General features: G+C 40.1%; 27 protein-coding genes and 1 pseudogene. 7 read left to right on the plus strand and 21 right to left on the minus strand.

The annotated features are described in order from the left end of the window. Positions 1–121: 121 nt before the first annotated feature. From CDG76_RS32790 to CDG76_RS32805, 4 genes are all read left to right on the plus strand, one after another. A complete protein-coding gene (locus tag CDG76_RS32790; RefSeq protein WP_094353021.1) occupies positions 122–1,021 on the plus strand; it encodes a HAMP domain-containing histidine kinase in 900 nt (299 codons plus the stop codon). A 95-nt stretch (positions 1,022–1,116) separates the two neighbouring features. Next, a complete protein-coding gene (locus CDG76_RS32795; protein ID WP_094353022.1) occupies positions 1,117–2,328 on the plus strand; it encodes an EAL domain-containing response regulator in 1,212 nt (403 codons plus the stop codon). A 95-nt stretch (positions 2,329–2,423) separates the two neighbouring features. Then, entirely contained in the window at positions 2,424–3,767 is a 1,344-nt protein-coding gene (locus CDG76_RS32800; protein WP_094353023.1) for a PQQ-dependent sugar dehydrogenase, read from the plus strand. A 174-nt stretch (positions 3,768–3,941) separates the two neighbouring features. Next, positions 3,942–4,349, plus strand: a complete 408-nt coding sequence (locus CDG76_RS32805; RefSeq protein WP_094353024.1) for a phosphomannose isomerase type II C-terminal cupin domain — start codon at positions 3,942–3,944, stop codon at positions 4,347–4,349. 85 nt (positions 4,350–4,434) lie between these two features. Here the strand turns inward: CDG76_RS32805 and CDG76_RS32810 are convergent, their stop codons facing one another. Both CDG76_RS32810 and CDG76_RS32815 read right to left on the minus strand, forming a co-directional pair. After that, a complete protein-coding gene (locus CDG76_RS32810) occupies positions 4,435–5,193 on the minus strand; it encodes a HEAT repeat domain-containing protein (protein ID WP_094353025.1) in 759 nt (252 codons plus the stop codon). Between the two features lie 174 nt (positions 5,194–5,367). Further along, complete coding sequence (locus CDG76_RS32815) at positions 5,368–5,742, minus strand: GNAT family N-acetyltransferase (protein WP_442946404.1); 375 nt, start codon at positions 5,740–5,742, stop codon at positions 5,368–5,370. A 69-nt stretch (positions 5,743–5,811) separates the two neighbouring features. On the opposite strand from CDG76_RS32815, the gene CDG76_RS32820 reads away from it, so the two are divergent. Then, positions 5,812–6,000, plus strand: coding sequence for a hypothetical protein (locus tag CDG76_RS32820; RefSeq protein WP_094353026.1), 189 nt, complete (start codon positions 5,812–5,814; stop codon positions 5,998–6,000). 22 nt (positions 6,001–6,022) lie between these two features. Then, positions 6,023–6,208: pseudogene (locus CDG76_RS32825) on the plus strand (GNAT family N-acetyltransferase); the annotation flags it as partial. A 176-nt stretch (positions 6,209–6,384) separates the two neighbouring features. Here CDG76_RS32825 and CDG76_RS32830 read toward each other — a convergent pair. The 9 genes from CDG76_RS32830 to dndC form a co-directional block, all read right to left on the minus strand. Further along, complete coding sequence (locus CDG76_RS32830) at positions 6,385–6,807, minus strand: ABC transporter permease (RefSeq protein ID WP_094353027.1); 423 nt, start codon at positions 6,805–6,807, stop codon at positions 6,385–6,387. Then, entirely contained in the window at positions 6,792–8,084 is a 1,293-nt protein-coding gene (locus CDG76_RS32835; RefSeq protein WP_190241055.1) for an AmpG family muropeptide MFS transporter, read from the minus strand. The genes CDG76_RS32830 and CDG76_RS32835 overlap by 16 nt, the downstream gene beginning before the upstream one ends. Before the next feature lie 247 nt (positions 8,085–8,331). Further along, the gene (locus CDG76_RS32840) at positions 8,332–9,789 is read right to left on the minus strand and encodes a DNA phosphorothioation-associated putative methyltransferase (protein ID WP_094353028.1); all 1,458 of its coding nucleotides are present in this window, start codon (positions 9,787–9,789) and stop codon (positions 8,332–8,334) included. Positions 9,790–9,819: 30 nt separating this feature from the next. After that, complete coding sequence (dndE, locus tag CDG76_RS32845) at positions 9,820–10,206, minus strand: DNA sulfur modification protein DndE (RefSeq protein ID WP_094353029.1); 387 nt, start codon at positions 10,204–10,206, stop codon at positions 9,820–9,822. A 30-nt stretch (positions 10,207–10,236) separates the two neighbouring features. After that, positions 10,237–10,584, minus strand: a complete 348-nt coding sequence (locus CDG76_RS32850; protein ID WP_094353030.1) for a type II toxin-antitoxin system PemK/MazF family toxin — start codon at positions 10,582–10,584, stop codon at positions 10,237–10,239. Continuing rightward, positions 10,581–10,832 carry a hypothetical protein gene (locus CDG76_RS32855; RefSeq protein WP_094353031.1) on the minus strand — a complete coding sequence of 84 codons (252 nt, stop codon included), beginning with the start codon at positions 10,830–10,832 and terminating at the stop codon, positions 10,581–10,583. Before CDG76_RS32855 ends, CDG76_RS32850 begins: the two co-directional genes overlap by 4 nt. A gap of 65 nt (positions 10,833–10,897) precedes the next feature. Beyond that, positions 10,898–12,886, minus strand: coding sequence for a DNA sulfur modification protein DndD (dndD, locus tag CDG76_RS32860; RefSeq protein ID WP_094353032.1), 1,989 nt, complete (start codon positions 12,884–12,886; stop codon positions 10,898–10,900). Between the two features lie 193 nt (positions 12,887–13,079). Further along, positions 13,080–13,700: a Uma2 family endonuclease gene (locus tag CDG76_RS32865; RefSeq protein ID WP_094353033.1), complete on the minus strand. Its 621-nt coding sequence runs from the start codon at positions 13,698–13,700 to the stop codon at positions 13,080–13,082. Positions 13,701–13,774: 74 nt separating this feature from the next. Next, on the minus strand, positions 13,775–15,424 hold the full coding sequence (gene dndC / locus CDG76_RS32870; protein ID WP_094353034.1) for a DNA phosphorothioation system sulfurtransferase DndC: 1,650 nt from the start codon (positions 15,422–15,424) through the stop codon (positions 13,775–13,777). 172 nt (positions 15,425–15,596) lie between these two features. Between dndC and CDG76_RS32875 the strand changes: the two genes are divergently transcribed. Next, the gene (locus CDG76_RS32875; RefSeq protein WP_094353035.1) at positions 15,597–17,195 is read left to right on the plus strand and encodes a DGQHR domain-containing protein; all 1,599 of its coding nucleotides are present in this window, start codon (positions 15,597–15,599) and stop codon (positions 17,193–17,195) included. Here the strand turns inward: CDG76_RS32875 and CDG76_RS32880 are convergent, their stop codons facing one another. The 10 genes from CDG76_RS32880 to argF all read right to left on the minus strand — a co-directional run bounded on the left by CDG76_RS32880 (position 17,196) and on the right by argF (position 26,597). Further along, positions 17,196–18,140 carry an HNH endonuclease gene (locus tag CDG76_RS32880; protein ID WP_094353036.1) on the minus strand — a complete coding sequence of 315 codons (945 nt, stop codon included), beginning with the start codon at positions 18,138–18,140 and terminating at the stop codon, positions 17,196–17,198. 31 nt (positions 18,141–18,171) lie between these two features. Next, entirely contained in the window at positions 18,172–18,642 is a 471-nt protein-coding gene (locus tag CDG76_RS32885) for a DNA phosphorothioation-associated protein 4 (RefSeq protein ID WP_094353037.1), read from the minus strand. A 93-nt stretch (positions 18,643–18,735) separates the two neighbouring features. Further along, positions 18,736–19,287, minus strand: a complete 552-nt coding sequence (locus tag CDG76_RS32890) for a Uma2 family endonuclease (protein WP_094353038.1) — start codon at positions 19,285–19,287, stop codon at positions 18,736–18,738. A gap of 93 nt (positions 19,288–19,380) precedes the next feature. After that, the gene (locus CDG76_RS32895; protein ID WP_094353039.1) at positions 19,381–19,950 is read right to left on the minus strand and encodes a Uma2 family endonuclease; all 570 of its coding nucleotides are present in this window, start codon (positions 19,948–19,950) and stop codon (positions 19,381–19,383) included. Between the two features lie 11 nt (positions 19,951–19,961). Continuing rightward, a complete protein-coding gene (locus CDG76_RS32900) occupies positions 19,962–22,034 on the minus strand; it encodes an AAA family ATPase (protein WP_094353040.1) in 2,073 nt (690 codons plus the stop codon). Next, the gene (locus CDG76_RS37930; protein ID WP_190241056.1) at positions 22,031–22,204 is read right to left on the minus strand and encodes a hypothetical protein; all 174 of its coding nucleotides are present in this window, start codon (positions 22,202–22,204) and stop codon (positions 22,031–22,033) included. The genes CDG76_RS32900 and CDG76_RS37930 overlap by 4 nt, the downstream gene beginning before the upstream one ends. A 309-nt stretch (positions 22,205–22,513) precedes the next feature. Beyond that, complete coding sequence (locus tag CDG76_RS32905) at positions 22,514–23,995, minus strand: DNA phosphorothioation system restriction enzyme (protein WP_094353041.1); 1,482 nt, start codon at positions 23,993–23,995, stop codon at positions 22,514–22,516. Between the two features lie 124 nt (positions 23,996–24,119). Then, the gene (lexA, locus tag CDG76_RS32910) at positions 24,120–24,725 is read right to left on the minus strand and encodes a transcriptional repressor LexA (protein WP_094353042.1); all 606 of its coding nucleotides are present in this window, start codon (positions 24,723–24,725) and stop codon (positions 24,120–24,122) included. Between the two features lie 216 nt (positions 24,726–24,941). Next, positions 24,942–25,241: a hypothetical protein gene (locus CDG76_RS32915; protein WP_094353043.1), complete on the minus strand. Its 300-nt coding sequence runs from the start codon at positions 25,239–25,241 to the stop codon at positions 24,942–24,944. 435 nt (positions 25,242–25,676) lie between these two features. Then, on the minus strand, positions 25,677–26,597 hold the full coding sequence (gene argF / locus CDG76_RS32920) for an ornithine carbamoyltransferase (protein WP_094353044.1): 921 nt from the start codon (positions 26,595–26,597) through the stop codon (positions 25,677–25,679). Positions 26,598–26,796: the final 199 nt, after the last annotated feature.

Genomic DNA, 26,796 nt, shown 5'->3' on the forward strand with positions numbered 1-26,796 from the left:
ATCACTATTAGAGTAGATACTATTTCTACAACGGGCTACGCTTACGCACTGATGTAGCACGGGGTAAAAGTATCTTGTTTTTTCATCTTCGCAGATAGTAGGGTACTTCACCAAGCATGATATGGTACTGTTTGTAGCTTCTGGAACTAGCTTGAAAACAGCCAATACTTTTGAAGTTATGCATACCTTAGTCATGACATTGAATATGTCAGAATTTTCGGAAATAATCTCAGTGCTATCACGGTTGTGCCAGCAGCAGTTAAAACTACTTCTATTTGCAAGTAAACAAAGTAATATTACTGACAATATTACTCCTGAAAGTATCTGTATCTGTCAAGCAATAGCACAAAAAACAGAAAAAACTAGAGGTAATACTAGTATTGGTTCCTTTGAGGTAGAACATCAGATTTTCATTGAGAGACAATTACTCAAGTCTCAATGGTTACTAGCACGCGCTATAGTACGTAAAGCTACGACAGGCAAATACACTCACTTCATTGAAGTTTATGAGGAAGATTTGGACTTGTACCGTAAGTCTAATAGGATAATGCAGACCAATACGCCCAAATATCACATAATCATGACTGAAATGTTGAATGATGTGTTGATTATCGGCCAGTTAGAAGTAGGAAAATTAGAGTGTAGACCAACATCCTTCAATTTAGTTGAACATAGCCAACAATCGCCAGAACAAATACAGATGAATCTGGGCTATCGGCGCTTGATTTTTTTCACCAGTCAATATAAATTTGTCACCTGCTGCATCAATGAAAAACTGTTGGCACACATTTTGACTAACTTGTTTTCAAATGCGATTAAATATTTATCCTCTGATGGCATTTTCAAGTTTAATCTTATTCAAGATAGACAAACTGCATTTGAAGTTAAAGATTTGCAGATTGGGATTTTCCAAGGATGTATAGTGTATCTTCTTGAATCATTTTATCATACTGTAAATGGTGTTAATATACTAGTTAGTGTATTAAAAATACCATTTTTAAAAAAGTGTGTAGATATCTAAAAATGTCATTATATTTATTATAAATATAATGACATTTGTAATAAATATTTCTGTATGCTGCGATTAAATAACAAAATATAAATATGAGGTAATTTATGCCCAAAATCTTAATAATAGAAGATGAAGAAGCAGTACGTGAAAACATTTTAGATTTGCTAGAAGCTGAGGGATTTGAAACTATTGCTGCGGCTAATGGCAGAATCGGGGTACATTTGGCTATCTCCGAAGCTCCTGATTTAATTCTTTGTGATATGATGATGCCAGAAATTGACGGTTACGGTGTGCTAGCAGCATTACATCAAGAGCCATCAACTGCAACAATTCCCTTCATCTTTCTCACTGCAAAATCTTCCAAATCTGACTTCCGTCAAGGTATGGATATGGGCGCAGATGACTATATAACTAAGCCATTTACTCGGGCTGAGTTATTAAGTGCCATCATGAACAGGCTGGAAAAATACGCTACTTTAAAAAGGTATTTATCTCCTCAAACTCTAACTAACAACTTGTCTCCAAAAATGCAGTTGTTAGAAATTAGCTTACACCGAGCTATAAAACAACATAATTTTCAAGAATTTGAAATTTATTATCAACCAATAGTCGATATCGCATCTGGAAAAATACTAGGTGCTGAAAGTTTATTGCGCTGGCAAAGTCCAGACTTGGGAATGATTTACCCAACAGAATTTATTCCGTTAGCAGAGTCTACAGGTTTAATTGTTCCGATTGGAAAATGGGTATTAAAAAGGGTATGTCAACAAATTAAAAGCTGGCGTGATGCTGGAATTCATTCATTGATTGTTGCTGTAAATCTGTCAGTAATTGAGTTTAATCAGCCAGATTTAATTCATAATGTAGTCAATTTTATATCTGTGAATAATCTAGAGCCACATGACCTAGAAATAGAACTCACTGAAAGTATGATTATGCAAGATGTAAATAGTGCGATCGCTACTATGAGCAAATTGCAATCTTTAGGTGTAAAAATTGCGATCGATGATTTTGGTACGGGTTACTCTTCTTTGATTTATCTGAAAAACTTACCAATCAATACATTAAAAATAGACCGTTATTTTATCCATAATGTTGCTAACGATTCGCAAAAGTCAGCCATCGCTAAGGCATTAATTCAAATGGCTCATAATCTCAATCTAGATGTAATAGCTGAAGGTGTAGAGACGGAAGCAGAACTAGGTTTTTTACGCCAACACAAATGTAACTCTATGCAAGGTTTTCTATTTAGTCCTCCCTTACCAGCAGCAGAATTTGAAAATTTTTTGTTCACTAACAAATGTTTGTATGTGTAAATAAGTTGACTAACTAAGAAAATCAAACTTTTGACTGGCGACAATTATTAAGCCTAAAGTCTAGAGTAGGAACATTGTGTATAGTGTCTACCACCATGAAAGTTCCTGCGCGTTTTTTGCTGCCAGTTTTTTTAATGATTTTGGCAGCAGCCTGTAACCAGACTCGCGCTAACTCAGATAATCCTACACCTCAAAAATCTGTACCTTCTGCCCAACTGACACCGAATCCTACACAGCCAAAAAATATTGTCCGTACTGAAGCACTTTCACCTACACCCATCCGCATCAATCTGAAGAATTTACCAGCACCCTTCGCAACAGAAAGCGCCTCGAAGCGGCCTGAGGTTGTGCCTATTCCGCAAAATCCGGTGCTGCGCGTACCACAAGGCTTTACAGTAAACGTCTTTGCCGAAGGTTTAGATGCCCCACGCTGGCTAGCTTTAACCCCCAGTGGTGATGTCTTAGTGACTGAAACCGGGCAAAATCGGATTCGTTTGTTGCGTGACAGCAATGGCGATGGTATAGCCGACGTTCGAGAAACATTTGCTAGTAGTGACAACGGACTCAATAGACCCTTTGGAATGGCTTTTGCAGGTAATTCTTTTTTTCTGGGAAACACAGATGCTGTGGTGCGTTTTCCCTATACTCAAGGTCAAAACCAGATTACAGGTAAAGGAGAAAAAATTGCCGATTTGCCCGCTCAAGGTTATAACAATCATTGGACGCGCAATGTCGTTGTCTCACCCGATCGCAATAAATTATATATTTCAGTTGGATCAGGAACCAATGTAGATGAGGAACCCTTACCACGGGCTTCGATACAGGTGATGAATTTAGATGGTTCCCAGCAGCAAACTTTCGCTTCCGGCTTGCGTAACCCTGTTGGTTTAGACTTTCATCCTGTAACTAAGGAACTTTATGCCACTGTTAACGAACGGGATGGAATTGGTGATGACTTGGTTCCAGACTATTTGACACGCGTTAAACAGGGGGCATTTTACGGCTGGCCCTATGCTTATCTAACACCAAATAACCTCGATCCGCGGCAAAAGACTGATGACAAAAGTAAACGTCCTGATTTAGCAGCCCGTACTCAAACGCCAGATGTGCTGTTCCAGGCGCACTCCGCAGCATTAGGTTTGCAGTTTTATGATGGTAAAACTTTTCCCAAAAAATACCGGAACGGTGCTTTTGCGGCTTTTCGTGGTTCTTGGAATCGCGATCGCGGCACTGGTTATAAAATTGTATTTGTTCCCTTCGATGCTAAAGGGCGATCGCTTGGCTACTACGAAGACTTTCTCACAGGATTTTTACTAAATCCTTCTGTACCCAGCACGTGGGGACGGCCTGTAGGTTTACTCGTGTTGCCAGATGGTAGTCTACTACTAACAGAAGAAGCCAATAATCGGATTTATCGGATTCAGTATACGGGGGAGTGAACAATTCACGCCTTCAAACATTTAGAAATTTACGGATAGGATCTGTTGCCTAAAGTAAAGTTAGAGCAGTTGTCATCAATAGAGACGTTGTGACTGCATCTCCCTACCCAGGTTTATCTCGTTTACGGTAAATTACTGATAAATACTAATACTTATCTGGTTGAGAAATAAATTATGACTGCCAATGAAAATAATACTCAGTTAAATATCAACGAATTGTCTCCACATTCAGGTACACGATATTGGGGTGAGGTAGAGGTAATCGAGGAGGGAGAAACCTATAGAATTAGTCGTGTTGAAATCAAGCCCAGGCATGGAATTAAACCACAAATTCATTATCACCGCAATGAACATTGGGTTGTAGTTTCCGGTGTGGCAAAGGTGACTTGTGGCGATGCAGAAATATTACTGAATCGAAACGAATCAACTTATGTCCCGGCTGCAACACTACATAAGGTAGATAATCCTGGGCATATTCCGCTAGTTATTCTGGAAATTCAAAATGGTGAATATTTGGGTGAGGATGATACTGAGCGCCCTTATGACTTAAACTTGGTCAAACCTGTAGCTGAAGGACAGTAAGGTTTGTGGGGTATGAGGGAGAAATCAATTCAAAATTCAAAATTAAACAACTCCTGCCTCCTGCCTCCTCTTTGCCAATGCCCAATCAAAACCACCCTTCTTGTTCTAGGGTTTCAATCAGCTGTAAGCCACGGGGATCGCCCACTCCTAATAGTGAGGCTTTGGCGTCTTCGCGGACTCCCAAATCTTGATCTTCGGCAAAGGCTTGAATTAGGGCATCGATCGCTGTGGCATAAACTACATTAGAAGGTAGTTCGCGGCACAGTTGACCAATTGCCCAAGCACTGTTACTTCGCACTGCTGCTACGGGATCTTGGACTAAGGCTTCAATTAAAGGTGGTGTTGCCCCGATAACTGCTTCATAACCTACTTCTGCCATCTGTGCTAAGGCACTAGCAGCCCACAAACGCACTGCGGAAATGTCGGTTCTGAGGGCGTTTGCTAGGGGTGCTAAAGAACGGCGATCGCGACAGTTTCCTAAAGCCCAAACTACACCTTTACGCACATAGCCATTCCAATCACTGTTTAGTTGAGCAATTAACGGACTCACTGCTTCTAAACTGGGATTGCGTCCGATGCCATAAGCTGCACTTACCCGCACTAAGGGACAGGTATCAGTTAACAGGCGAATCAGATGGGGGGTAGCACGGGCATCTTCTATATCACAAAAAGCACGCGCTGCTAACATTCTTTCCTGGGGCTGGGGATTTTCCAGCAAGGCTAGCATCACTTCTGGATCGGGCTTTGCCACAACTGATTCGGCAGTTAGCGGCTCTATTTTATCTAAGGGGCTTTCTAGCTCCTCCTCAATATCGAGTAGGCTTAGATCGTCTTCGTCATACATAATTTGATTTCAATCCCGAAAAGGGATTAACACATAATCCCCCGCGCCAATAAGTTAAAGCTTTATATATATTAGTTGGGTTCTTATACATTTTCCTTTCTTCCTCGTTGAGTTTTATCCAAACGAGAACCTCCATAACTCAGACGCAACAGTATGTTATCGCTATTCTTGAGTTTATTTTTCTGCACTCAGGAATTTTACCATCCATAGGGATTGGGTTTGATAACCTAACTGATTATAAAGATTCAATGCCGGTTTGTTTGATTGAAAAACTTGCAGGCCAATTTGGCGATCGCCTCTTTGAATAGCCCAATTTTCCACATATCGCATCAAGGCTGTACCAATACCCCGTCGCCGATGTTCTGGTACAACGTAGAGGATAAAGATGTGAGCATGACGGTTCCCATGTACTTGATCTATGGCGTTGCCCACCCAGAGGCAGGCTACTGGGGCAGGGGAAGCAGGGGAGGCAGGGGGAGAGAAGTATTGCCCAATGCCCCATTCCCCATTCCCAATTCCCAATTCCCATGCACAGAAAATTGCTAAAATAAATCAAGAATACTTCACAAATCTTCAGCGAGGTTCTCATAAAAGTTCCTAGCTTCTTGCAATTAAAATATGGCTATTTTTCGTCAATACATCGCCCCACTGCTTGCAGTATTAGTATTTTTCTTTGCCCTAGTGGCAGTCAGCGCCCGCATCTTTTTACCCTCCGATATGGCAGCACCCGCACCCATTGAAGAGGTGGGGGTAAGTTCTCAATCTACTCCAAGTGATTTACCACCAGCAGCACATAACGCGAGCTAGCTAAATCAATAAACGTATTTAAGTGTCTGAGCAATTATTACCTGGATATATTATTCGCCGTGGCTCACTTTTGGAGCGATCGCTGTTGCTTAAATTCATGCAGCGAACTTACCAGGATATCTTTCCCAATGAGGATTTTTCTCATTTAGAGCAAACAGTTAAGCAATACTTTTCTAGCGATACACCCTTGTGGTGGATCGAAGAAGAGAGCGGGGGGAGAGAAGAGTTACCCCAGTAATAAACCAGTAAGTAAGAGGATGAATGTGCCGACAGCAATAACTACTTGATTCCCCATATATCCTCTTATTAGGAANTGGAGGCGCGATCGCTCAAAGCACGGGTGGGCCTGTATTTTTCTTAATTACCATCGCCTCCCCCACTCCCCTACTCCCTCTGGCGATCGCTCTCCAAGTCATCGAGTACTCTTTCGCAATACCAATTCTCCGGCATCCCAGGATAAGTTTCCTTTGCCTGTTCAATTAACCGTTCGGCTGCGGCAGTGTCACCAGATAATTTAGCAATTAGCCTGTTTTTGAGATAGCTATCAGATGAACCCTCCTCTACCTGGGTTGGTATCCCTTGATTGATGGTTGATGGAGTTGATGGTCGGGATTGCTCTCTCCGCAATTGCCAAAATAAAACGTAATAAAGTGTACCAAAAATTAAAATTAGGCTGAGTGTTCCGAAAAAAGTTAGGAGGTTAAATGCTAGAAATCCCAAAACTAACTGCGAGAGAACATACCCCAGTAATAAACCAGTAAGTAAGAGGATGAATGTGCCGACAGCAATAACTACTTGATTCCCCATATATCCTCTTCTTCGTCCTCAAGTCCTGGTCTGGATACTGCCACTGGCTGAGGGTTCCAGGGGGCAAATACTGGTAATAGGAGTAGTCCTGGTACGGCGGCGGCGATGGTAATTAAGAAAAATACAGGCCAACCCGTGCTTTGAGCGATCGCGCCTCCAGGGGCCGCCAGAATATCGCGGCTAACAGCCATTAAGCTGGATAATAAAGCATATTGGGTTGCGGAAAACCGCTGGTTACAAAGACTCATCAAAAAGGCAACAAAGGCTGCTGTCCCCAATCCACCACAAAATTGTTCTACGTTGATGGCAAGTACCATAGCTTGGTAGTTTTTACCGATGTATGCTAGAAAAAAGTAAGCTAAATTACTTACTGCTTGTAGAATACCAAAAACCCAAAGCGATCTATTGATGCCAATAGCACTCAAAATTGAACCACCTGCTAAAGCACCAACAATCGTCGCAATTAATCCCATCCCCACTTGAATTGCCCCAATGTCGGTTTTGGTAAAACCAGTTTGCAGTAAAAAAGGCGTGGTCATATTGCTCAACAAAGCATCACCTAGCTTGTATAGGGTAATGAATGCCAGCATTAGAATAGCTTTAATAATCCCTTGACGCTGAAAAAATTCTCGAAAGGGCAATATTACAGCATCAGCCAGAGAACCTGGAGGGCTAATTTCCTTGGGTTCTGGTGCGAACAAGGTGGCAAGAATACCAATTACCATTGTCCCTGCCATAAACAAGTAAACCGATGACCAAGGCAGTTTGTCAGCAAGTATCAAAGCTAAAGCACCTGCGACTAATAGGGCAATTCGATAGCCTAAGATAAAAACTGCTGCACCAGCCCCCATTTCTAGTTTTTCTAAAACGTCGGTACGGTAGGCATCAACGGCAATATCTTGAGTTGCACTGATAAAAGCGATGACTATAGCGTTGATTGCTAGTAGTTGTAATGCTTGTTTGGGTTGTTGGAAAGCCATGAATGCGATCGCTACAATCAAAGCAATCTGCGTCAAAATTAACCAACCCCGTCGTCGTCCCAAAATTGGTAAGGTGAACCTGTCTACCAACGGCGACCACAAAAATTTTAAGGAATAAGGCAAACTCGCAAGGCTAAACCAACCAATAGCGGCTAAATCTACCTTCTCTACGGTCATCCAAGCCTTTAATGTATTACCAATTAACAGTAACGGTAAACCCGATGAAAAACCTAAAAATAATAAAGCCGCCATCTTGCGACTACCGAAAACTCCCAGTAGTGATTTAATTTTCCTCATTGTTTCAACTTTTTGCCTCTTTTGAGGAAATATCAATAAAATACAACGAGGAAATGCAAAAGTATATCATGTAACTAGTACCTATAAAGGTTTGAATTATTGGAGCAGCAGGAGTTCCTTATATAATCCCGATCGGGGATTGAAACTTGCCAAAGCTGCTGTGTGATTTCTCGCAAACATGACAAACTACCAAGATTTACTTGGGTTAAATACAAATTCAGGATAACCTTATAGCGTCAGCGTTTTCTTAACTTTCTTCAATTGGGTAAACCTGATGCCCCCTGATTTCTACTCTGTGTGCAGCAAGGCATTTTTCCCAACCTTCACGAGTACCGATGTCGCTTTTGCTATTGAGCAATCCTAATTGCTGTTCTTGTTGGGTGAGTTTAGCAAATTCTTCGTAGCCTGGGTAGTTGCTGGTAACAAATGTTTCCTTACGGTGCAAAATCGGCGGATTTGCCCTAGTTTCGTAGTCTCGGTGAGTGACGAAGAGGGTTTTTAAATCAATACCGATGCTGGCTTTTAACGGCGGATGGGGATCGGTATCGAATTCAGGGTAAGACAGATAGGATATTTGCGGCTTATCAGTGTGATATTTGATTAATGTCGCTTCATTGATACGCCCAATAGTACGGCTAGCGCAACCTTCACAAATTCGTAGTACGGGGTCAAGTGCTGCTAATGCGGAAACATGGACGTAAAGCGCACCGCGCGTATGTTTACCAATTTTGCTTTTTTCGCAAGCAGTTTGAATCACCCCAGGTTTACCTAAGCTGAAAAGCTTTTGATCGGCTACTTGACAAGCTTCCTCATAGCTACTAAAAAAGGCTTTGATATCGTGACGCATTTCTGGTGCTAACTTTTGCCATGCAGGGCGTTTATCAAAGTGGGTGAGGGCGAGATAAACTTGGATATCTAGAGAACGACGATAGGCGATCGCATCCCATTCAGCCTCATCGGTAGCTTGTAAAACTACACCGAAAGCACGGCGGAAGTTACCAAATTCGCTGAGTAATTCCTGTTCATTTTCCAATTCGCCTTTCACAGGTAATCTACCGCGCTTGGTAAAGAAAGCCATGAGTGGTTGCAGCTGTTCTTGATAGTCTTCAAACCGCTTGATGGGTATACGGACTCGCGGTGTAGAAGTCGCAGAAAAGAAGCGGATAGCTTTGTAGCTTTCTTTTTGGGCTTCATCTCGAAAAACAAAGTATACACCTAGTGCGATCGGTACTGCATCGACATTTAGGACTTCATCAATATAAGTTTTGAGTTCTTGTTGTTCGTAATATTTCTGAAAAGTATTGCGGCGCGTCACAATTCCATCATTGTAAGCAAGTTGGGTTTTACTAGGAGCGTTAATCAGGATTTGAGCCGCGACAATTAAAACTTTCCCGGTGAGTTCCCAAGCTTGGATTAGGCTTTGACGGCGTTCCTCTGAGTCTTCAATGACGTTGAGGACATAACCCAAGTTGACCACATCGGCGGGGGTGCGTGGTACATCAGGATAGTAGTAAGGGTCCCAACCTGCACTGGTGTAGCCTAAGTTTTTTACTCGTTGGACATCACCACCGTAGCCGCAACCATAGTCAAAAAAAGTGGTGTGTTGATTGAGGATTGAGCCTTCTATAGCCAATCGTACAGGGCGAGATATATCAATGCGAGCGATCGCAGCTCTATGACGCTCGATTTCTAGCGCTTCAGGCATAATATTAGTTGTCAGTTAACTAATATCCTTTCAATTTTTAACCGCCAGTTCAATTAAATCTTCAATTTTCTTGATATTTGGATCGCCTGCTAAGTAACCAATACCGCGATGCAAATGTAACCGGAATTGGATAGCAAGGGTTTCTTTGTCGGTGGGATAACCATCATTATGACAGCGTTGCTTCAGGGCGAGGAGGAGAATATCAGACATTTCGCCGCCAAAGACGCGCCAACTCATTTCGACGTTGCTATCTTGGGGGATTGGAACGGGGGAGGGTGTGGTTGATTCTGCGAGGGAACGACAAAATGCCCAACGGCATAGGATATTCCATTGGTCGATTTTTGTGCTGCGCTTAAGTTTGGTAAGTTGGTCTTTGGCTGTTTGGGATAGTTTTATTCTTTCAATAGGTGATTCCATTATCTTCCTAAAAATTGAGGTAATTTTCGTTCATAAACCCAAACAGTAGCGAACCGCAGTTTCAACTTCAAGCATTTTGGAGTCAGAAATCTTGCCAGATGGATCAGCAGGAAAGCAATTTGGATCTAAAGAACGAATTTGAAAACATAAGAACACTGTTTCTATAAGCAATCCACTGTCGCCTGGCGAGACTCGGATATTAGTTGGATAATCACGCTTAATATTTGTTCCTTTCGTACCTACAATTACAGTCACAACCAAAGGTAATTGATTGATAGCGTCTATAGATAAAACTAAAATTGGTCTTGTTCCTGCCTGTTCTCGACCCACCACTGGATTAAGATTGACAAAATAAATTTGTCCTCTCTCAATGCTCACAGCTTTTCTAAACCATCCATTTCTGTAATACTAAATTCATTATTAATAGTGGTAATTTCTGTTTGTATATCTAAATCACTAGCCATTGCAACTAGTTGTTCATTCATATATTTAACATCAGTGAATTTATTTACTATTTGCTTTCTTTCTTGCACTTGTTTTGCGATCCGTTCTAATAACCATTCTAATTCTTCTAATGACAGAACACGTAGGTCATTCTCTATTTTTAATACGTGGGGCGAGTTCATAATTGCTTATCTACTTTCCAAAGCTCGTGATATATATTGTAAATATCTTTTTTAGACGATATTTACTACCAAAAATATTGATTTTCTACCACTGTTGTTTGGCGGGTGGAGGAGTCGTATTTAAGGAGATATTCGCGTGCGATCGCTTCGTTTTCTCGCAGTGTTTCTACTTCTTTTTTACCAATCTCAGTATCCGTAGATAACAAAATTACTTGATGGCTGGCGGATGGAAAGTAACGTTCAACTAAGTTACTGCGGTGAGAGGAGTCTAGTCTACCTAGTGGCGTATCGATTGCTACAGGTAGGCGGTGTCCAGAGACTTTGGCTAAACCCCAGAGGAATGCGATCGCTAGTAGTTGTTTTTCACCTGCTGATAAACGATGTTTAGGAACAGGTTTACCATTTAAATCATAAAGCAAAAGGCTGAAAGTCTTAGTATCAATAGTGATGCGATGCACTAAGTCTGATTTGTGGAGCAGATAAAGGAAGCAATTTTTAACTTCTTCCTCTAATTTATTGAGTTTTCGCAGAGTTAATTTTTCACGAAAAATCTTGAGTGTATTTTGAACTTTCGCTGCTGACGTAATAATATGTTCGCTATTTTTATGTTTAATATTTTCTACAGTATAATCACTTAATTCTCTCTTTGATTTGGCAATAATAGTTTCTAATTCAGCTAAACGGCGGCGGATTGTTTCGTAATTTGTTTTAGCTTCAACAACTTGATTTTGTGCCGATTCTAGTGCTTGACGCAGCTTTGTATAATCTTCTGGTGCTGCTGCTGTTTGCACTTGTCTTTCCAGAGTGTGAATTTCTTCTTCTTTATTTTTGAGAATAGCTAATTTCTCTTTTGCAGAAAGTTTAGAATTTTGTAAGTGATATATAAGATTATCAAGCTGACTTAAAGTTTCATCATCAGCTAATAGCCAAGGTGCTTCTGTCTGGATAGTCTTTACATATAAATTATCTACATCTTGGATTAAAAATGATTGGATTTTTTCAACTTGTATCGGAGAAATTTCTACTTGATTTAGCCAAGCGAGTAAACGCTGATCTCTCTCAATTAACAAATCTTTAGAAATTTGTACCTGTTGATGGCGAAATTCCTTTTCTCCCTCTGCTTGCGCCTGAGTAAGCAAATTGGGAATTAATGCTAGAGGTAAAACATCAGCCGCCAATTCACACATCGACTGACGTACTTGTTCGATTTCCGCAGTTTTTGTATTCTGTTGTAGTTCTAATTGATTGCGTTCGGCTGCAATCTTTCCACCTTCAGAAATAAATTTATCAAAGGCTTCTTGCTGCTTTTGTTCTAATTCTTCTACCTGATTTTTAAGAGTTTCTAATTTCTCTTCTGTTGTTTGATAATCTTCTTGCTGTTGGGTTAATCTAGTTTCAATTTCCTCTAGATTTGCTAAATCCTTACTATTACCAACTTCTTTCAGCTTACGGTTAACTAAAATATCTAAATCAACTGCTAAACGATCTGCTAACTCTAGCCCTAAAAGTCCGCGAATCGCATCTACTACAACTGGTGGTGGTGTTTCCTGTTCAGCGAGTTCTTTAACCTGTTCACCATCAAAGAGAAATAAGTTAGAAATACCTAATGGCAGGAGATTTTCAATATACTCATCCCAGATATTAACTAAAGCATCAGGCCATGTATCACTGTCGCCTAGAATACCTAATGTATCCTTACCGTCTTTAGGATTTTTTGTCCAACTACGGACAACACGGTATTTTATTGGTTTATCGTTTTCAATATGTTCAAAAAGTAATTCAATACGGGTATCTGCAACTGGATCTATTTTGTTGTTAACACATTGGTTGAGAAAATCGCTATAACTTAAATTACCACGGGTAGAACATTGGGCACGAGTGCCATAAAGAGCAAGACGAATGGCATCCATAAGCGTAGTTTTTCCGCCGCCATTCATACCACCTAAAAGGATAATTGGACGTGAGTTTTCATCATCAGTTTTTGGGTTAAGATTGATTACCTGTTTACCACTGTAGGGGCCAAAGTTTTGTAGAACGAGTTCAAGAAATATCATTGATTTTTAAGATTAACATGAGTTCGACAGCGATCGCAGAAGCAGAAAGTTTGTGATGAAAAGAATCAGATAAAATTAATTAGATGATTTTGTCTGACGCATTGAGAAAAAATATTGTCTATGAAATATAGATAATACCATCACTAACTGTTAAGAAATGCGATTGTATCTGTCTCGGTGTTGGTAAGCGTGGCTAGATTTGCACACCTCCAGCTTGAAAAATCTGTTCGGCGGTTAAATTCAATTCTGGGAAAGTAGGCGAGACAATATGGGTATCGCCTTTAAATTGAGTAACTTGGTATTCACCATCAATTAATTGATAAATGGATATAGTAGGCAGCTTAGGATTGCCAATAAACTTCCTAGCACCTATAGCCGCATAATCTATAATCCAATATTCGGGAATACCTATAGCTTCATAATCAGCTAATTTTTTGTAGTAATCATCTCGCCAATTAGTACTAACAACTTCAATAGCTAAGGGAATAGATGTAGCTTGAGATACAGTTGATTCTTTTTTCCATAAAGGCTCATTCACTAAATTTGGTCGATTGATTATTAAGATGTCTGGTGAATAAGCTGATTCACTTTCAAATGGCTTGACTAATACAGTTTTTGGAATGAAGTAAGGAAGTTTTTGTCGCCCAATTTCGATAGATATATTTAGCGCAAAAAAACCAACAACATCCTCATGATCTCCCACTGGTTGTGCCATTTCAACAATCACGCCATCATATAATTCGTATCTCCCACCCTCAGGCCGCCAAGCTGCAAAATCTTCAAAAGTTACTAATTTGTGTATGGCTTGAATCATAGAACCTCGCTTTTTTAAGATAACCCAACTTTGTCAAGCGTTCTTTAAGTAGTTTGGTTGACTCCCGTCTTCTATTATTCTGAGTTTTCCTTTTTAAATTTCATACTTGCCCAAGTTACCTCTTCATCACTTTCACCTTCATCTACCTCATTAACTGCTGCAACATCGCCCAAAGTCATCTGCTTGACTTTTGCAACATCACCTTGACTAACTGCTTCGCTTAATTCGCGTTTCAAACGAGCATTTTTAATCGCATCTTCTGGAGAACGGGAACTCGTATTAAAACATTTTTCTAGGGTTTCGTATATCCCCACACGACGAGTCTTTTTGCGATACTGGCGTTCTGTATCTAACAATTTCGCCATGAGTTCCAAGTGCATCGCGTCACCTTCACAAATTTCTTCTAATACTATCCATTCATCACGACCTAGTAGGCTATAGTCTGCACCAGGACGGGGATCTTGAAATTCTTCGCCAGTCACTTCTTGATAAATCCGGGGTAAGCTATCATCAAATTCGTGTTTGTCTTCTAGCCAAATGCGGCGAATTTCGCTCATTTCTTCGAGAGTAATGAGGGTGATATCGCGCATATTTTCTGGCGCTGTACGACGGGTTTTTATTTGTGCTTCTAATAATCGTCTGAGCCAATGTTCTCGCCAATATTTGGTATAGGGGCCGTGAATTGGTTCAATAGAGGTTTCACCATCGATATGACGCTCAAAAAGTTGGACTTCTCCCCAGATACGACGGAAGTCTCTTTTATTGCGGTCATCTCTATTATCTAATTCATTACGAATATCTAATAGAGGCTGCATCCATTCTTTTTCTTCATCATTTTGAATCATTGCCTCCATTGATTTATCTTTACTAACAATTGTGCAAACCCAGCACCCAAATCGAGAATCACCACAGCTAGCAGTAGAAGTATCAACAACTAGAGGACATTCATTATCTGCTGTTGCACCTCGATACATGGTGAATAAGTCTTTGTTGCTATATCCCCAAGGGTTTTGCCACTGATTTAAGTAAATCCAAACTTCATCAGTACGCCAATCTTCGATGGGGCTATAAATTAAAGAATTAGGCAAGCTTGCACTATGGTAAAGCAGAGATGTCGGTGAGCTTGAATCAGAAATAAGACGATCTTTTAGGCTACCTGCCTGATGTTTTTCCATTGAGATAGCACGTTTAATACTTTCAGCTTTGCGAGTACCTAAAATAAGAATAACTTCCCCATTTACTCTAACTACATCACGGATAAAGTGGTTAGAAGGATGAATTTTCAGACGGTCTGTACACCAGCGAAATTTTCCTCGTGGCGTTGGATAACCTTTACCAATCAAGCTTACCCAGAATGTCTCTTTGATTTCTGGGTGTAATAAATGTGGCTCAATGGGCATTTTCTGTTCTTGAGCAGCAACCTTCATCCTTTCTAAGGATTTGCGTACCCAAACAGAGACTACAGGGTTTTCTACTAGTGTGTCAGTTGTAATAACATGAATAGTCTTTTTTCGCTTTTCAACTGGTAGTGCTGCGATCGCATTCCAGATAAGCTGTAAGGTAGCAGTACTATCTTTGCCGCCCGAATAGCCCACCACCCAAGGTATCTCATCTAAACAATACAATTCTTGAATTTCGGTGGTGAGAGCTTGGATATAGTCCACTAACTCTGCTACAGTACGTGTTTGCTGGTTTTTATTTTCTGCTTGTTGTGCTGTAGTCATTTCTCCTTCTCTCTGGAAACGCTGGCGTAATATCCCGGCGAATAGAATTCGCGGCTATACAGACAAAACCCACCTCCGTGGGTTGAAGAAAAGTTTTTAAAAACTTTACTACTAATATCCAAATTTTTGGATAATTAAACGACATAATCCTATTCTGTTTTTAAAATTTAACATGAAAGATAGTGCATCTGACCCCACTGCTGACATTGCTAGAGAATATTTGGAACGGGAAAACAAGGAAAAACAGGTACTAGCTTTACTCCTAGAGAAGTTTTTAGGGAGAAAAGATCAGATTCTCGTTCAAAAAACTGAGATGGGTGGTACTGAGGCTTATGTTAGTTCTGTTACGTTGGAATGGTTTGCAGGTCGGGTTCACTTCGCCTCTGGCTTACCTCTGTTTCAAAAAAAGTATAATCCTGAAACTGATAATGTCGAGATTGACGCGGATAGCATTGATGAAATTCAGCAGCGTCCCCTTGATTGGTCACGTCAAGCGCCGCTAGTGCAGTATTTGGCGGCTCGACAAAATCACAAGTTTCCGCCAGTGCTAGTAGTAATTAATCAACCGTGGGTGGATAATCCCAAAGCTGCTGAGTGGGATAGCGAAGGACGCGCCACCAAGTCTACTACTGATTTTATACCCTTAGATAAAGACGCTAAAGTAGGTCTGCTAAATATTTCTGAGGATGATGTGACTATTTATGCACTAGATGGTCAACACCGATTAATGGGTGTACAGGGGTTGATGGAGTTAATTAAAACTCGCAAACTCCAGCGCTATAAAAAAGATAAAGGTGCTGATGACAGTTTTATTACAGTCAATGATTTGATAGAAAAATACCAAGTAGACCTTGCTTACTTGCAAAATTTACCCAAGGAGAAAATTGGTATTGAGTTCATCTGTGCGGTAGCGGCTGGGGAAACTCGTACCCAGGCGAGGCGGAGGGTGAGATCGATTTTTGTTCATGTCAACCTGATGGCTGCACCCTTGACTAAAGGGCAACTAACACAGTTGAATGAAGATGATGGTTTTGCGATCGTTGCTAGAAAAATTGCAGTTACACATCCATTATTAGAACAACGACAAGAGCGCAATCCCCGTGTTAATTGGAATAGTGCAACAGTAGCCTCCAATTCTACAGTTTTGACAACTTTGCAAGCTCTGCAAGATATGTCTGAGCGGTATTTGGCTCAAAAGTTCCCTCACTGGAAACCCTTGGAAAAAGGTCTAATTCCCATGCGTCCAGAGGATGAAGAACTTGAGCAGGGAATTGAGGAATTTAAAAAGCTATTTGATTCTTTGGCTAGTCTTTCTAGTTATAAGATTTTAGAACACGAGGATACACCAGCTTTACGGCGCTTCAGCTTTGAGAAAGATGGAGGCGAAGGAAATATGCTTTTCCGTCCAGTTGCTCAAGTTGCATTAGCGCAAGCTTTGGGAATTTTGGTTTTTAAAAAAGGTTTTTCCCTGGCAGATATTTTTAAGAAACTGCGGAAGTTTGACCAGCAAGGTGGTTTTAGTGGTATGGAATATCCCCAATCTCTCTGGTATGGGGTTTTGTATGACCCAAATAAAAAGCGAGTGCAGGTTGCTGGACGAGATTTGGCGGCGAAGTTATTAATTTACATCCTGGGTGGAATTCAGGAACAGATGGAACGTGCTGAACTTCGTAAGGCTTTGGCGGATGCTAGAACTGTGGAAGATAAAACTATAGGTTTTGATGGTAAGTTTGTTGAACGGAAAGCGGTAGGACTTCCACCTATCCTGTAATTATGCTTGAAATATATTTTGGCGATGCCATTGCAGTGCTTCCACTTCTGGAAAGTGTTGCTCTATATTTGGTAGAAGTATTGTTTCACCATCAAAATCTTTCATAGGTTTAGCATGAGGAGATACTTCTTCCAAATTATTGCTAACTATAATTTTGTATTGCTCATCTACAGCAAACCAACCCTTATCAAATGCCCAATGATGGTTTTTGCAAAGTGCTATTCCATTATGAATCCTACTATCATAAAACTGTGAAAATGGCTTGATGTGTGCGCCATCCACAATATTTTGATTTACTTTTTTAGTTACTTTCAGTCCACAAAAGGCACATCTGTAATTATAAATATATATAATTGCTGTCCTAAAGAAAGCATTTCTAATAACTGCTCGTTTCAAGCCCCACCTTGGATTAGTCTCTACATTTCCTGTTTTAATTAATTTTTCTATATCTACACCGTCATCTTGAAAAGTTTGATTTATTTGTAAAATAGCTTCTAAATCATTTTCATTATTATCAGAAAAGAAAGCTGCCACAAGTGCATCAATTAGTTCTTTTCTGCAAAACTCATCTTGCAAAAAGTTAAATAATTCACTGTCTAGATATGCGTATTCAACAGCCTCCTTTAGCTTGTTAATTGTTTTCGGCTGTAACCCATTAAATTCAGGCTTAAATTTTAAGTACCAAAAACCCTCATTTTGCAAATGGAAGAAAGGATAGTGTAAACCACCTTTGTAAGACGGAGAACCAATTACATTCCAATACCTCTCAAATGTTTGAACTAATTCGTCTGAAACCAGAATGCCATTAGTAGTAATGACACCTCGTGCAATTAAATCAATTACAGATAAAAGTAATATTGGTTTATATTGAGCATTACCACGCTTCCGGCTACTACTTACATTTAATTCAGCAAAGCGTTTACAATAATATGCTATATTTTTCATATTTAATAACTTAATTAAGCGAGTGAAAAAATCAAGTTAAGAATTTACTGAGATCAAATTCTTCTTCTAGATGTTCTTTTGTTCCTCTTTCAGAAATCAGAACTAATAGAAGTCGCTCTGAGTAGTCAACAGAACCCCGCAACTCGTTTTGTAAAATTTCTAGTCCTGCATTAGCATATTCTTCAAATATTTGAGTACGTTTATCTTCATCTTGTTCTTCTCTAGATGAGAGTATGTTGATATCTTTAGTTTCAGTGATTCCTAATAATTTAATGATTAGGTCATAACCCAATGAAGCAAAATTTTCTTGTGGAATTGGAGATGGTTCTCTTTTTGTAGTTTCCCCCAAAGGAACACGCTTTTTATATTTAACGCCCAATGCTGCTGCAAACACCATAACTTCTACATAAGTTTGAAAAGGCCCAGTTGTGTCTTTTGATGCGACTAGAGATTTCACTAACTCAGCCTTATCTTTAGCAACCCTGATTCTATTTGCAGCCATTGTTTTAATATCTACATTGTTGCTATTTTAACCGAAAGTTGGAAGTGATAGTAATTATTAGCGCATTATTTTATACTAGTATGCGGGCGATCGCTAAACAAACAAATTATCCACTAACATAGTCCACCCTGGCACTGCGGGTTCAGCCTCAGCCACCTCACCACGTCGATACACTTGCGGTTCTTCAGGATTACTAGCACGATATACTCTAATAACTTCCTCTTTGAGTACATCTACATCCCAAACTACCAACGTACCAGCCGCAAAATAATCACGGCGTTTACTAGCCATATCTTTCTCAGCCTTATCACCGTAATCATTTTCACTTCGCACCTCAACAGCAAACACAGGCGCACCATTAAGAAACTTCCCACCTGTAGGTTTGCCAGTATAAAACGCAGCATCAGGACTTAAAGAACGACGATTAGGGAGATTGACAATAAAACCGACATTATCAGGCAAAGTGTAACCACTTTTTGTCAGACGTTCATAATCCCGTAGACTTGCATAAATTTCACCCCCTGCACGTCCTGGTAAAAATCCTGTTGGAGACATCAGCACCAATTTTTCATTGACAATCTCTGCTTTACAATTGTCAGGTAAGTGGTACAAATCTTCAATAGTTGCTTCAGTTTTAATACTCATAAAACATTTTATAACTAGTTAGGTATAATCTCAATTTTACATCTTCTCTTCCCTCTACTTCCTTTGCGCCTCTGCGGTTCGTTTCTCCAAAACTTATATTGAAAATTGAACATCCTCATAAACCAAAGAAATAGGAAAGTGAAAATTAACGCTAGTTAAATGAACTTCATCCCCCTCTTCATAAGGATGTAACTCCCAAATCCCTTTATCATTTATACGAAAGCAATCTAAACTGATTTTTTCAGCATCAATTAGGACATATTCTTGTAAAGTCTGAATACGTCGATACTGCATAAATTTTTTGCCTCTGTCGTAAGCTTCTGTACTAGGGGAGAGAACTTCGACAATTAGACAAGGATACTGAATAAATTTAATAGCTTGTCTATCTCTTTCATCACAACTAACCACAACATCCGGGTAGTGAAACGGGCCGTTCTCAGTCACTCCTACTTTTGCATCTGCCATAAAAGCCCGACAAGAACTTCCCCGGAGGTGACTTTTTAATGCCGAAGCTAAGTTTAAGGCAATACTAGTATGAGGAATTGTACCCCCAGTCATAGCAAAGACTTCACCACTGATATATTCGTATTTAATATCTTGGTGTTCTTCCCATTCCAGGTATTCCTGGGGAGTCATATAATTTCCATCTGGACTCGCAACCATAACTTTATCCTTTAAAAATTACGTTCAACCGCAATAATTTCAGTATATTCAAACTCATTCGGGCTTTGTTTCACCAAAGGATATCTTTCACCAGCCAACTCAATATAATCTTGTTCGCAATCCGGCTTAGAAGAATAATACGTCAGCACATATTCTCTACCAATTCTCTCTGTCATCTCTGCTTCAACTTCACCCCGCCACTGAGTCTTAGTTACTAAAACTATCAACTGATTCGCTAATTGAGGAATTGTCTTCGCAATGTGTCGCCGCGAATTCTCATCCAAACTACCGAAAGGTGAATCCATCACAATTGGGAAAGTGCTACTGTCGGGAATCATCATCATTTTTCGTTTCTCACTCCATTCCCTCACTTTGTCAATAATGCTGGCAATAAAGGATAAACTGAGAATTTGATTCTCGCCCGTGGATGCTGCAACTGGTGCTTCTATCCCTGTAGTATTTTCTACTAATGTCAGTTCATATTTATCGCTAATTTTAGGAATGTATGGAGTCACAGAAATCTCCATGAATATCTCTTGCACTCGCTTTTGTAGTTGCAGGCGAAATTGTTGTTCTTGACGATTTCTAACTTCCGTTAACCGTTCGATTGCATCTTGAGTAGCGTTAATTCGGCGCTGTGCTAAAGTTTGCTTATCCTCATTCAGCTTTTGTTTAGCGATTTGTTTGTTCAAACCTTCAATTTCAGTTGTGAGTTGAGCAATTTGCTGCTGATTTGCACCCTGTTCTCGATTTAACTCATCAATTTTACTTTCAATTTCATCTAACCGTTTTTGCAAACTGCTAATTTCTTCATTAGCATCTTTTCGCAACCGTTCTTGAATATTGTCTAAGTCGCCTTCAATTTGAGATATACTTTGCCTTAACTGATTAATTCTAGCTTGTTCTCTATCAACCTCTTCCCAAAATCCTATAGCTTGCTTATCAATTTCGTCTACTTGAGCTATCATCCGAATTGCAGTTTCTTCTACCGCCGAGGAACCTGCTTTATTTAACCACGTACTCACATGAGTATGAGAATGATTACCCGCGTGTAATTCTGCGCCACAAATACAGCGCTGAGAATTGAGTAAATCACTGACAAATTCCCGCGAAATTCCTGATGTTAACTCGCCTCGCGCCTTCAAATCATTGATAATTCCTCGAAACTGGGATGTAGTTTCTGAGAGTAAAACTGTATAGCCTCGCGCGGAAATAACTTTTTTCAGCGCTTCCTTCGTTTTTTTATATTCTTCTTGATTCGCCGCTTTCTGCGATTCTAAATCCTGCCATCTTTCTTGTAATTCCTTAGCAGCACTCAGTTCTCGCAAACGGTTGCTTGTCTCTTTTTTAAAAGTTTGTTGATATTCTAACTCTTCTTTAATTTCAGTTTGCCGTTTGGTAATGCGTTCGCGTTCGCGTTCTATCTTTTCTTGCTGTCGTAATAGTTGTTTGGTTTCAGAATCACCAATAGCTTTTAAATCATTTTCTAGAGTTTTTTTAGCATCTCCCAAATGTCTGATGGAACGATTGATTACTTCTACACCTAAGAAAATTTTTGTAGCTTCCGCAATTTCAGCTTTTTTATCAGAACGGACTATTTCTTCAATTCGTTCGCCGTCAAAGAAAAAATATTGATGTAAAGTAGCGGGTAAAATTTGATTAATGATATCGTCTGGTTGCTGAGTTGGTATATTCCATTTACCATCATCCGCACCAACCCACATCGTTAATTGAGTTTTACCAGCGTCAAAATCACCTTCGTTTTTATAACCTCGACAGGCGCGTTTAACTCGATAACGTTTACCTTCATGTTCCCAGCCAATCTCTACCCAACATTCTACAGCTTGACCTTTTTGAGCTTCTGCGATCGCACGCTTATTCACCAACTGCTCTATCGATGCAAATGCCGCACTAAATTTATCATACAATACCCACGTAAAGGCATTTAGTAAACTGGTTTTTCCAGAGCCATTATTCCCATGAATAATCGTCGTATTCTGAGCCTCTCCCCCAGCTAAGAGCATCTCTGGCGTTGTACCATAAAAGGAGCGAAAGTTGCATAGCTTGATTGAAGTCAGCTTCATCGCACCTCTTCCTTAATAATGTCCAAAATATTATCATTTATATGGCTGTTAATCTTTTTATCTAGCCTGCCTTTTTCCAGCTTCCATACCCGCTCAATAATTTGCCGTACTTCCGGCGGAGCGCTGTTTATTGGCTCTTGCACATCATCGAGATTCGCCTCTTGTGACATCTTCAGTGTAGAAATATAGTTTTTCTATATTTTAACTTTCTCTAGTACTGCATTTACCTCCGTAAAGCCACTGTTAGCGTTATCTTTAATTTTGCCAAAACTATTTTTTCAAATTTATAATTTTCTTTGAAAAAAGACTTTATTATTGAATTCTCTTCTGTTATTATTAGTATTAGTAATCTAGATCATAATGGGATGTAAGTGAAATTTTTAAAGCCACTTACATCCCATTATGATCTAACTCATAATTTTATTATTTCATACTTAATGCTTCTTTTTTCAAAACTCGAAAAATTTTACAATTGCTGATCAAATATCTAATAAACCATAGCGCTTTTGTAAATCAAGTAACTTCATTCTTGCTTCCCCTGCGTTATCAGCTAAATCAGCGAACTCTACAAAGCGACGCAATTCCTTTTTTAACAGATTGCGCTCAACTTCTATAGTTTCTCTATCTAAATCTGGTGGTAAAACAATCATGTCAAATATAGTGGCGCGTTCCTTAGCTGGATGAGGACGTAAAACTCGCCCCCGTCGCTGAATAAACTGGCGAGGATTACCAGAACTTGATAAAATCACCGCAGTTTTAATTGCCGGAATATCGACACCTTCATCTAAACAACGAATTGCTACTAAACCCTGCAATTCCCCACTTTCAAATTGATGACGTAATATTTCCCTTTCTTGTAAAGTTGTTTGAGCTGTATAGGTGCTTACCTTGTACCCTAAATCCACCCCCAGAATTTTAGCAACAGCTTTAAGTTGGCGTAGCGATGAACGTTGTCCCGCATCTTGGGAACCATCACTGCAATAAAAAAGAGTGTGACTAGTTTCGCGGCGAGTTGCCATTAAATCCCGCAAGGCAGTTAATTTATTTTCCGCCGCACCAATTAATCTTGCTCTTTGCATTAACAACGGCTTTAAATCTTCATTGTCTTCCAAGCTTCCTGCATCGCCATTTTGTCGATCTCTATATAGTAGCGATCGCCCAATTCTTTTAGTTAACTTTAAATAGGCAATACTTTCTGCTTCAGTTAACTCCACCAACACCGGATAATACAGATAATGTACCAAAGCACCTTGAGCGATCGCATCCCTCAAAGTAAACTCTGGCTGGAGAACTGGGCCAAAATAATCAAATAAAGATTGCGTACCAAAATCATCAAAATATCTCTCCGGTGTGGCAGATAAAGCTAGCCTCAACCCAACACTGCGCGGTAAACTTTCTTCTAACTTGGGTGCGCCTAAATTATGCGCCTCATCCCCAATAATTAAAGTTTTGGCGGGAAAATATTTGAGTTGAGACTGAAAACCATCTCCAATTAAAGTAGAGTTTGTAGTAATCACCGTGACAAACCGTTGAGAACCAGAACGCAGATTATAAATTTGCGTAGAAAGTTGACTTTGCCAAGTGCGTAAATTCTCAAAAGCTAAAATTGGTTGCAAATTAAATTTTTCACATTCTCGCGCCCATTGGGTGACGAGATGGCGGTAGGGACATACCACCACCAGAACTTGTAAATTAATTTGCTGATATAATTCACAAGCGATCGCTAATGCAGTAATCGTTTTACCACTACCAGTAGCCATTTTCAGCGTCCCTCTGCCATTGTTGGTAAACCAGCTAGCGATCGCTTGTCGCTGATATTGCCGCAATTGCAGAGACACAGGCATTCTTGGGCATCCTGGTAATGGTTGCGGAGTGTAATAACTGCCCTTACTTTCCCTTGCAATTGGTAATTTCAACCGGAAAGTGGGCAGTTGCTGCACTGAATTTTGCGTCAGGTACATAAAATGTTAAGCACAAAGGTGGTCATGAACCCTAATAAATAGTTACTGGGCATTGGTATTTATCTTTCCCAGTCCCCAGTCCCCAGTTCCCAGTCCCCAGTCCCCAGTCCCCAGTCCCCATTACTCAGTTGTAACCGCGCCAAACACCAATGAGAGAACCTTGCACCTGTACTTGCATAGCACTGACTTCAATGGGATTGTACTTAGGATTTGCTGGTTTGAGAGTAACGCGATCGCCTTGGCGATAAAAACGTTTTAATGTTGTACCAAATCCATCTACTCTAGCGGCGACGATGGTGCCATTTTTTAAATGATTTGGTTCTGCTACTGGACGTAGAAATACCACATCGCCATCAGTAATTAAATCTTCAATCATGCTATCGCCAGCTACCCGCAAAGCATAGGTTTGGGGAGGTAAATCGAAATTAGAAAAGTCTAAATGATCTACAGCATCAGTAAACGGTTCTATTAAACCACCAGCAGCGATCGTGCCCAAAATTGGTATACCTTGCTTCACAGGACGCAAAATCCGAATCGTTCGCGCTTGGCCTTCAGTCCATTCAATATATCCTTTTGTGCGTAAATGTTCTAAACGACTTTGAATTGGTGCTGGTGACTTCAGGTTCATCGCTTGCATCATTTGCCGAATAGAAGGCGAATGCTGGTGCGTTCTGATGTATTCTGCTAACCATTCGTAAAGTTCTTGTTGGGCTTCTGTTAGACGTTCCATAAATTTGCGGGAAGTAATTATTAATGTCTCTAGAACATTAGTACTACAAAAAACTCCCTATAACAAGAGAAAAGTAAAAATATGAAAGGCAAAAGCAAAATTATTTTCTTCTGCTTCAAAATACTTACCCAAACTTAGCCAAAGCCAAGGATAGAGATTTCTTCCCCCTTCAATCAAGGTAGTCGGCTACTTCTTGTCCAGGGGCGTAAATTTCGGTTAAGCCAACCGTATTGTGTCAAGAGGGGCATCCCTCAAGTCGATGAAAGCTGACTGATACACTGTGGAGGGATATAACTTCATCCATGCATATTCAGCCTTTTCCATTGTTATTTGAGTAAATACTTTTTTGATGGCATCAAGGCGTTTGGAATCAGACAACTTTACGCCTTCAAAGCTCCAAGATGTAGTCAGTAAATTTAACCCAAAGTTATACACCCAACACTTAAAGCCAGCATTGCCACGCATCAAAGAGGTTTCTACCTTATTTAGTTTTAACTCTCGCTTGATGGCAAACATATCTAAACTTTTTTAAAGCTGTTTATTTGAAGAAATATATCCGACTTTAGGCAAGGATCAACACCTTGAGCAATTAACTTTACTTTTTCCTTAATTATTCTTGTTCGGAATTTACCGGATTTGAGATTCCGGGCAAGCGCTAAATGCAATTCTGTGTAAATCCTTTGATTACCCAGCGTCCATTAGGCGCGTTAGTTTCCCTTCTGTCTCCCAACGCCTTAAAGTCGAGGAAGAAACGCCAACTAATCCTCCAAATTCTGCAACCTTCCACATAAACTTACCTAAAATGCCGAACTATAGGTAAGTTTAGCAAGGTTTTTTGTTATTTAGTTTTACTCTTTTGCCTTTTGACAAATAAGAATATAACAGGGTACAGGTTACAGGTTAGAGGTTACAAGGAAGAAAACTATACCCTATCCCCTGTGCCCTATTCCCTTACTCTGCCCCTAAAAGACTTGCAAGTAAAGCTTTTTGAGCGTGGAGACGATTTTCTGCCTGTTCCCAAACTCGTGATTGAGAACCTTCAATAACTGCCTCGGTAATTTCTTCACCGCGATGGGCTGGTAAGCAGTGTAAAACAATTGCCTCTGGATCAGCAAGGCTCAATAACTGCTCCGAAATTTGATAAGGCTGGAAAATTGGCATCCGATTATCAGCTTCTGCCTCTTGCCCCATACTCGCCCAAACATCAGTGTAAAGTACAGCAGCTCCCTTAGCAGCTAATTCTGGATCGTGAGTGAGGAGGACTTCAGTTTTGTGATTAGCGATCGCTCTTGCTTGCTCTACAATCTTAGAATCTGGCTCATATCCCGTAGGAGTAGCAATTCTGACATTCATCCCTACCAAAGCACAGCCTAACATCAGAGAATTAGCCACATTATTCCCATCACCCACGTAGGTTAAAGTTAACCCAGCTAGAGTGCCAAAGCTTTCTTGAATCGTCAATAAATCAGCTAATACCTGACAAGGATGTTCTGCATCGGTAAGTGCGTTAATCACTGGAATGTTGGCGTAGTGAGCAAAAGTTTCCAAATCTTGCTGGGCAAAAGTGCGAATTGCCAAAATATCCAGATATCGATCTAACACCCGCGCCGTATCCTGCAAAGGTTCCCCACGACTCACTTGAGTGACATTAGGGTTGAGATCGATTACCTGTCCACCAAGTTGGTACATCGCTACTGTAAAACTTACCCGTGTACGAGTTGAAGCTTTGGAGAACAACAACCCCAAAACTTTATTACACTGCAACTTCAACTGCTGCGATTTAAGTTGAGTTGCCAATTGCAGGAGTTCTTGAAGTTCCGTAGAACTGATGTCCGCTAGACTTAATAAATCTCGTCCGAGCAATGCTGCCATGCTTGTAATCTGTAAAAAATAATTATATATTTCTGTTCCTTTATTCAGCTGTGCCAAGAAAATATAGTTTTAGAACTGACTAGATATTTTTGGGTTCAGCCCAGGATTTGAGTTAGCTTTTGCTATAAATAATTTATCAAGAAAGGCAGAGGGCAGAAGGCAGGAGGCAGAAGGAATACTGTTTTCTGCTCTCTGCCCG

This window comes from Nostoc sp. 'Peltigera membranacea cyanobiont' 210A (assembly GCF_002246015.1).
Taxonomy (GTDB): Bacteria; Cyanobacteriota; Cyanobacteriia; order Cyanobacteriales; family Nostocaceae; genus Nostoc.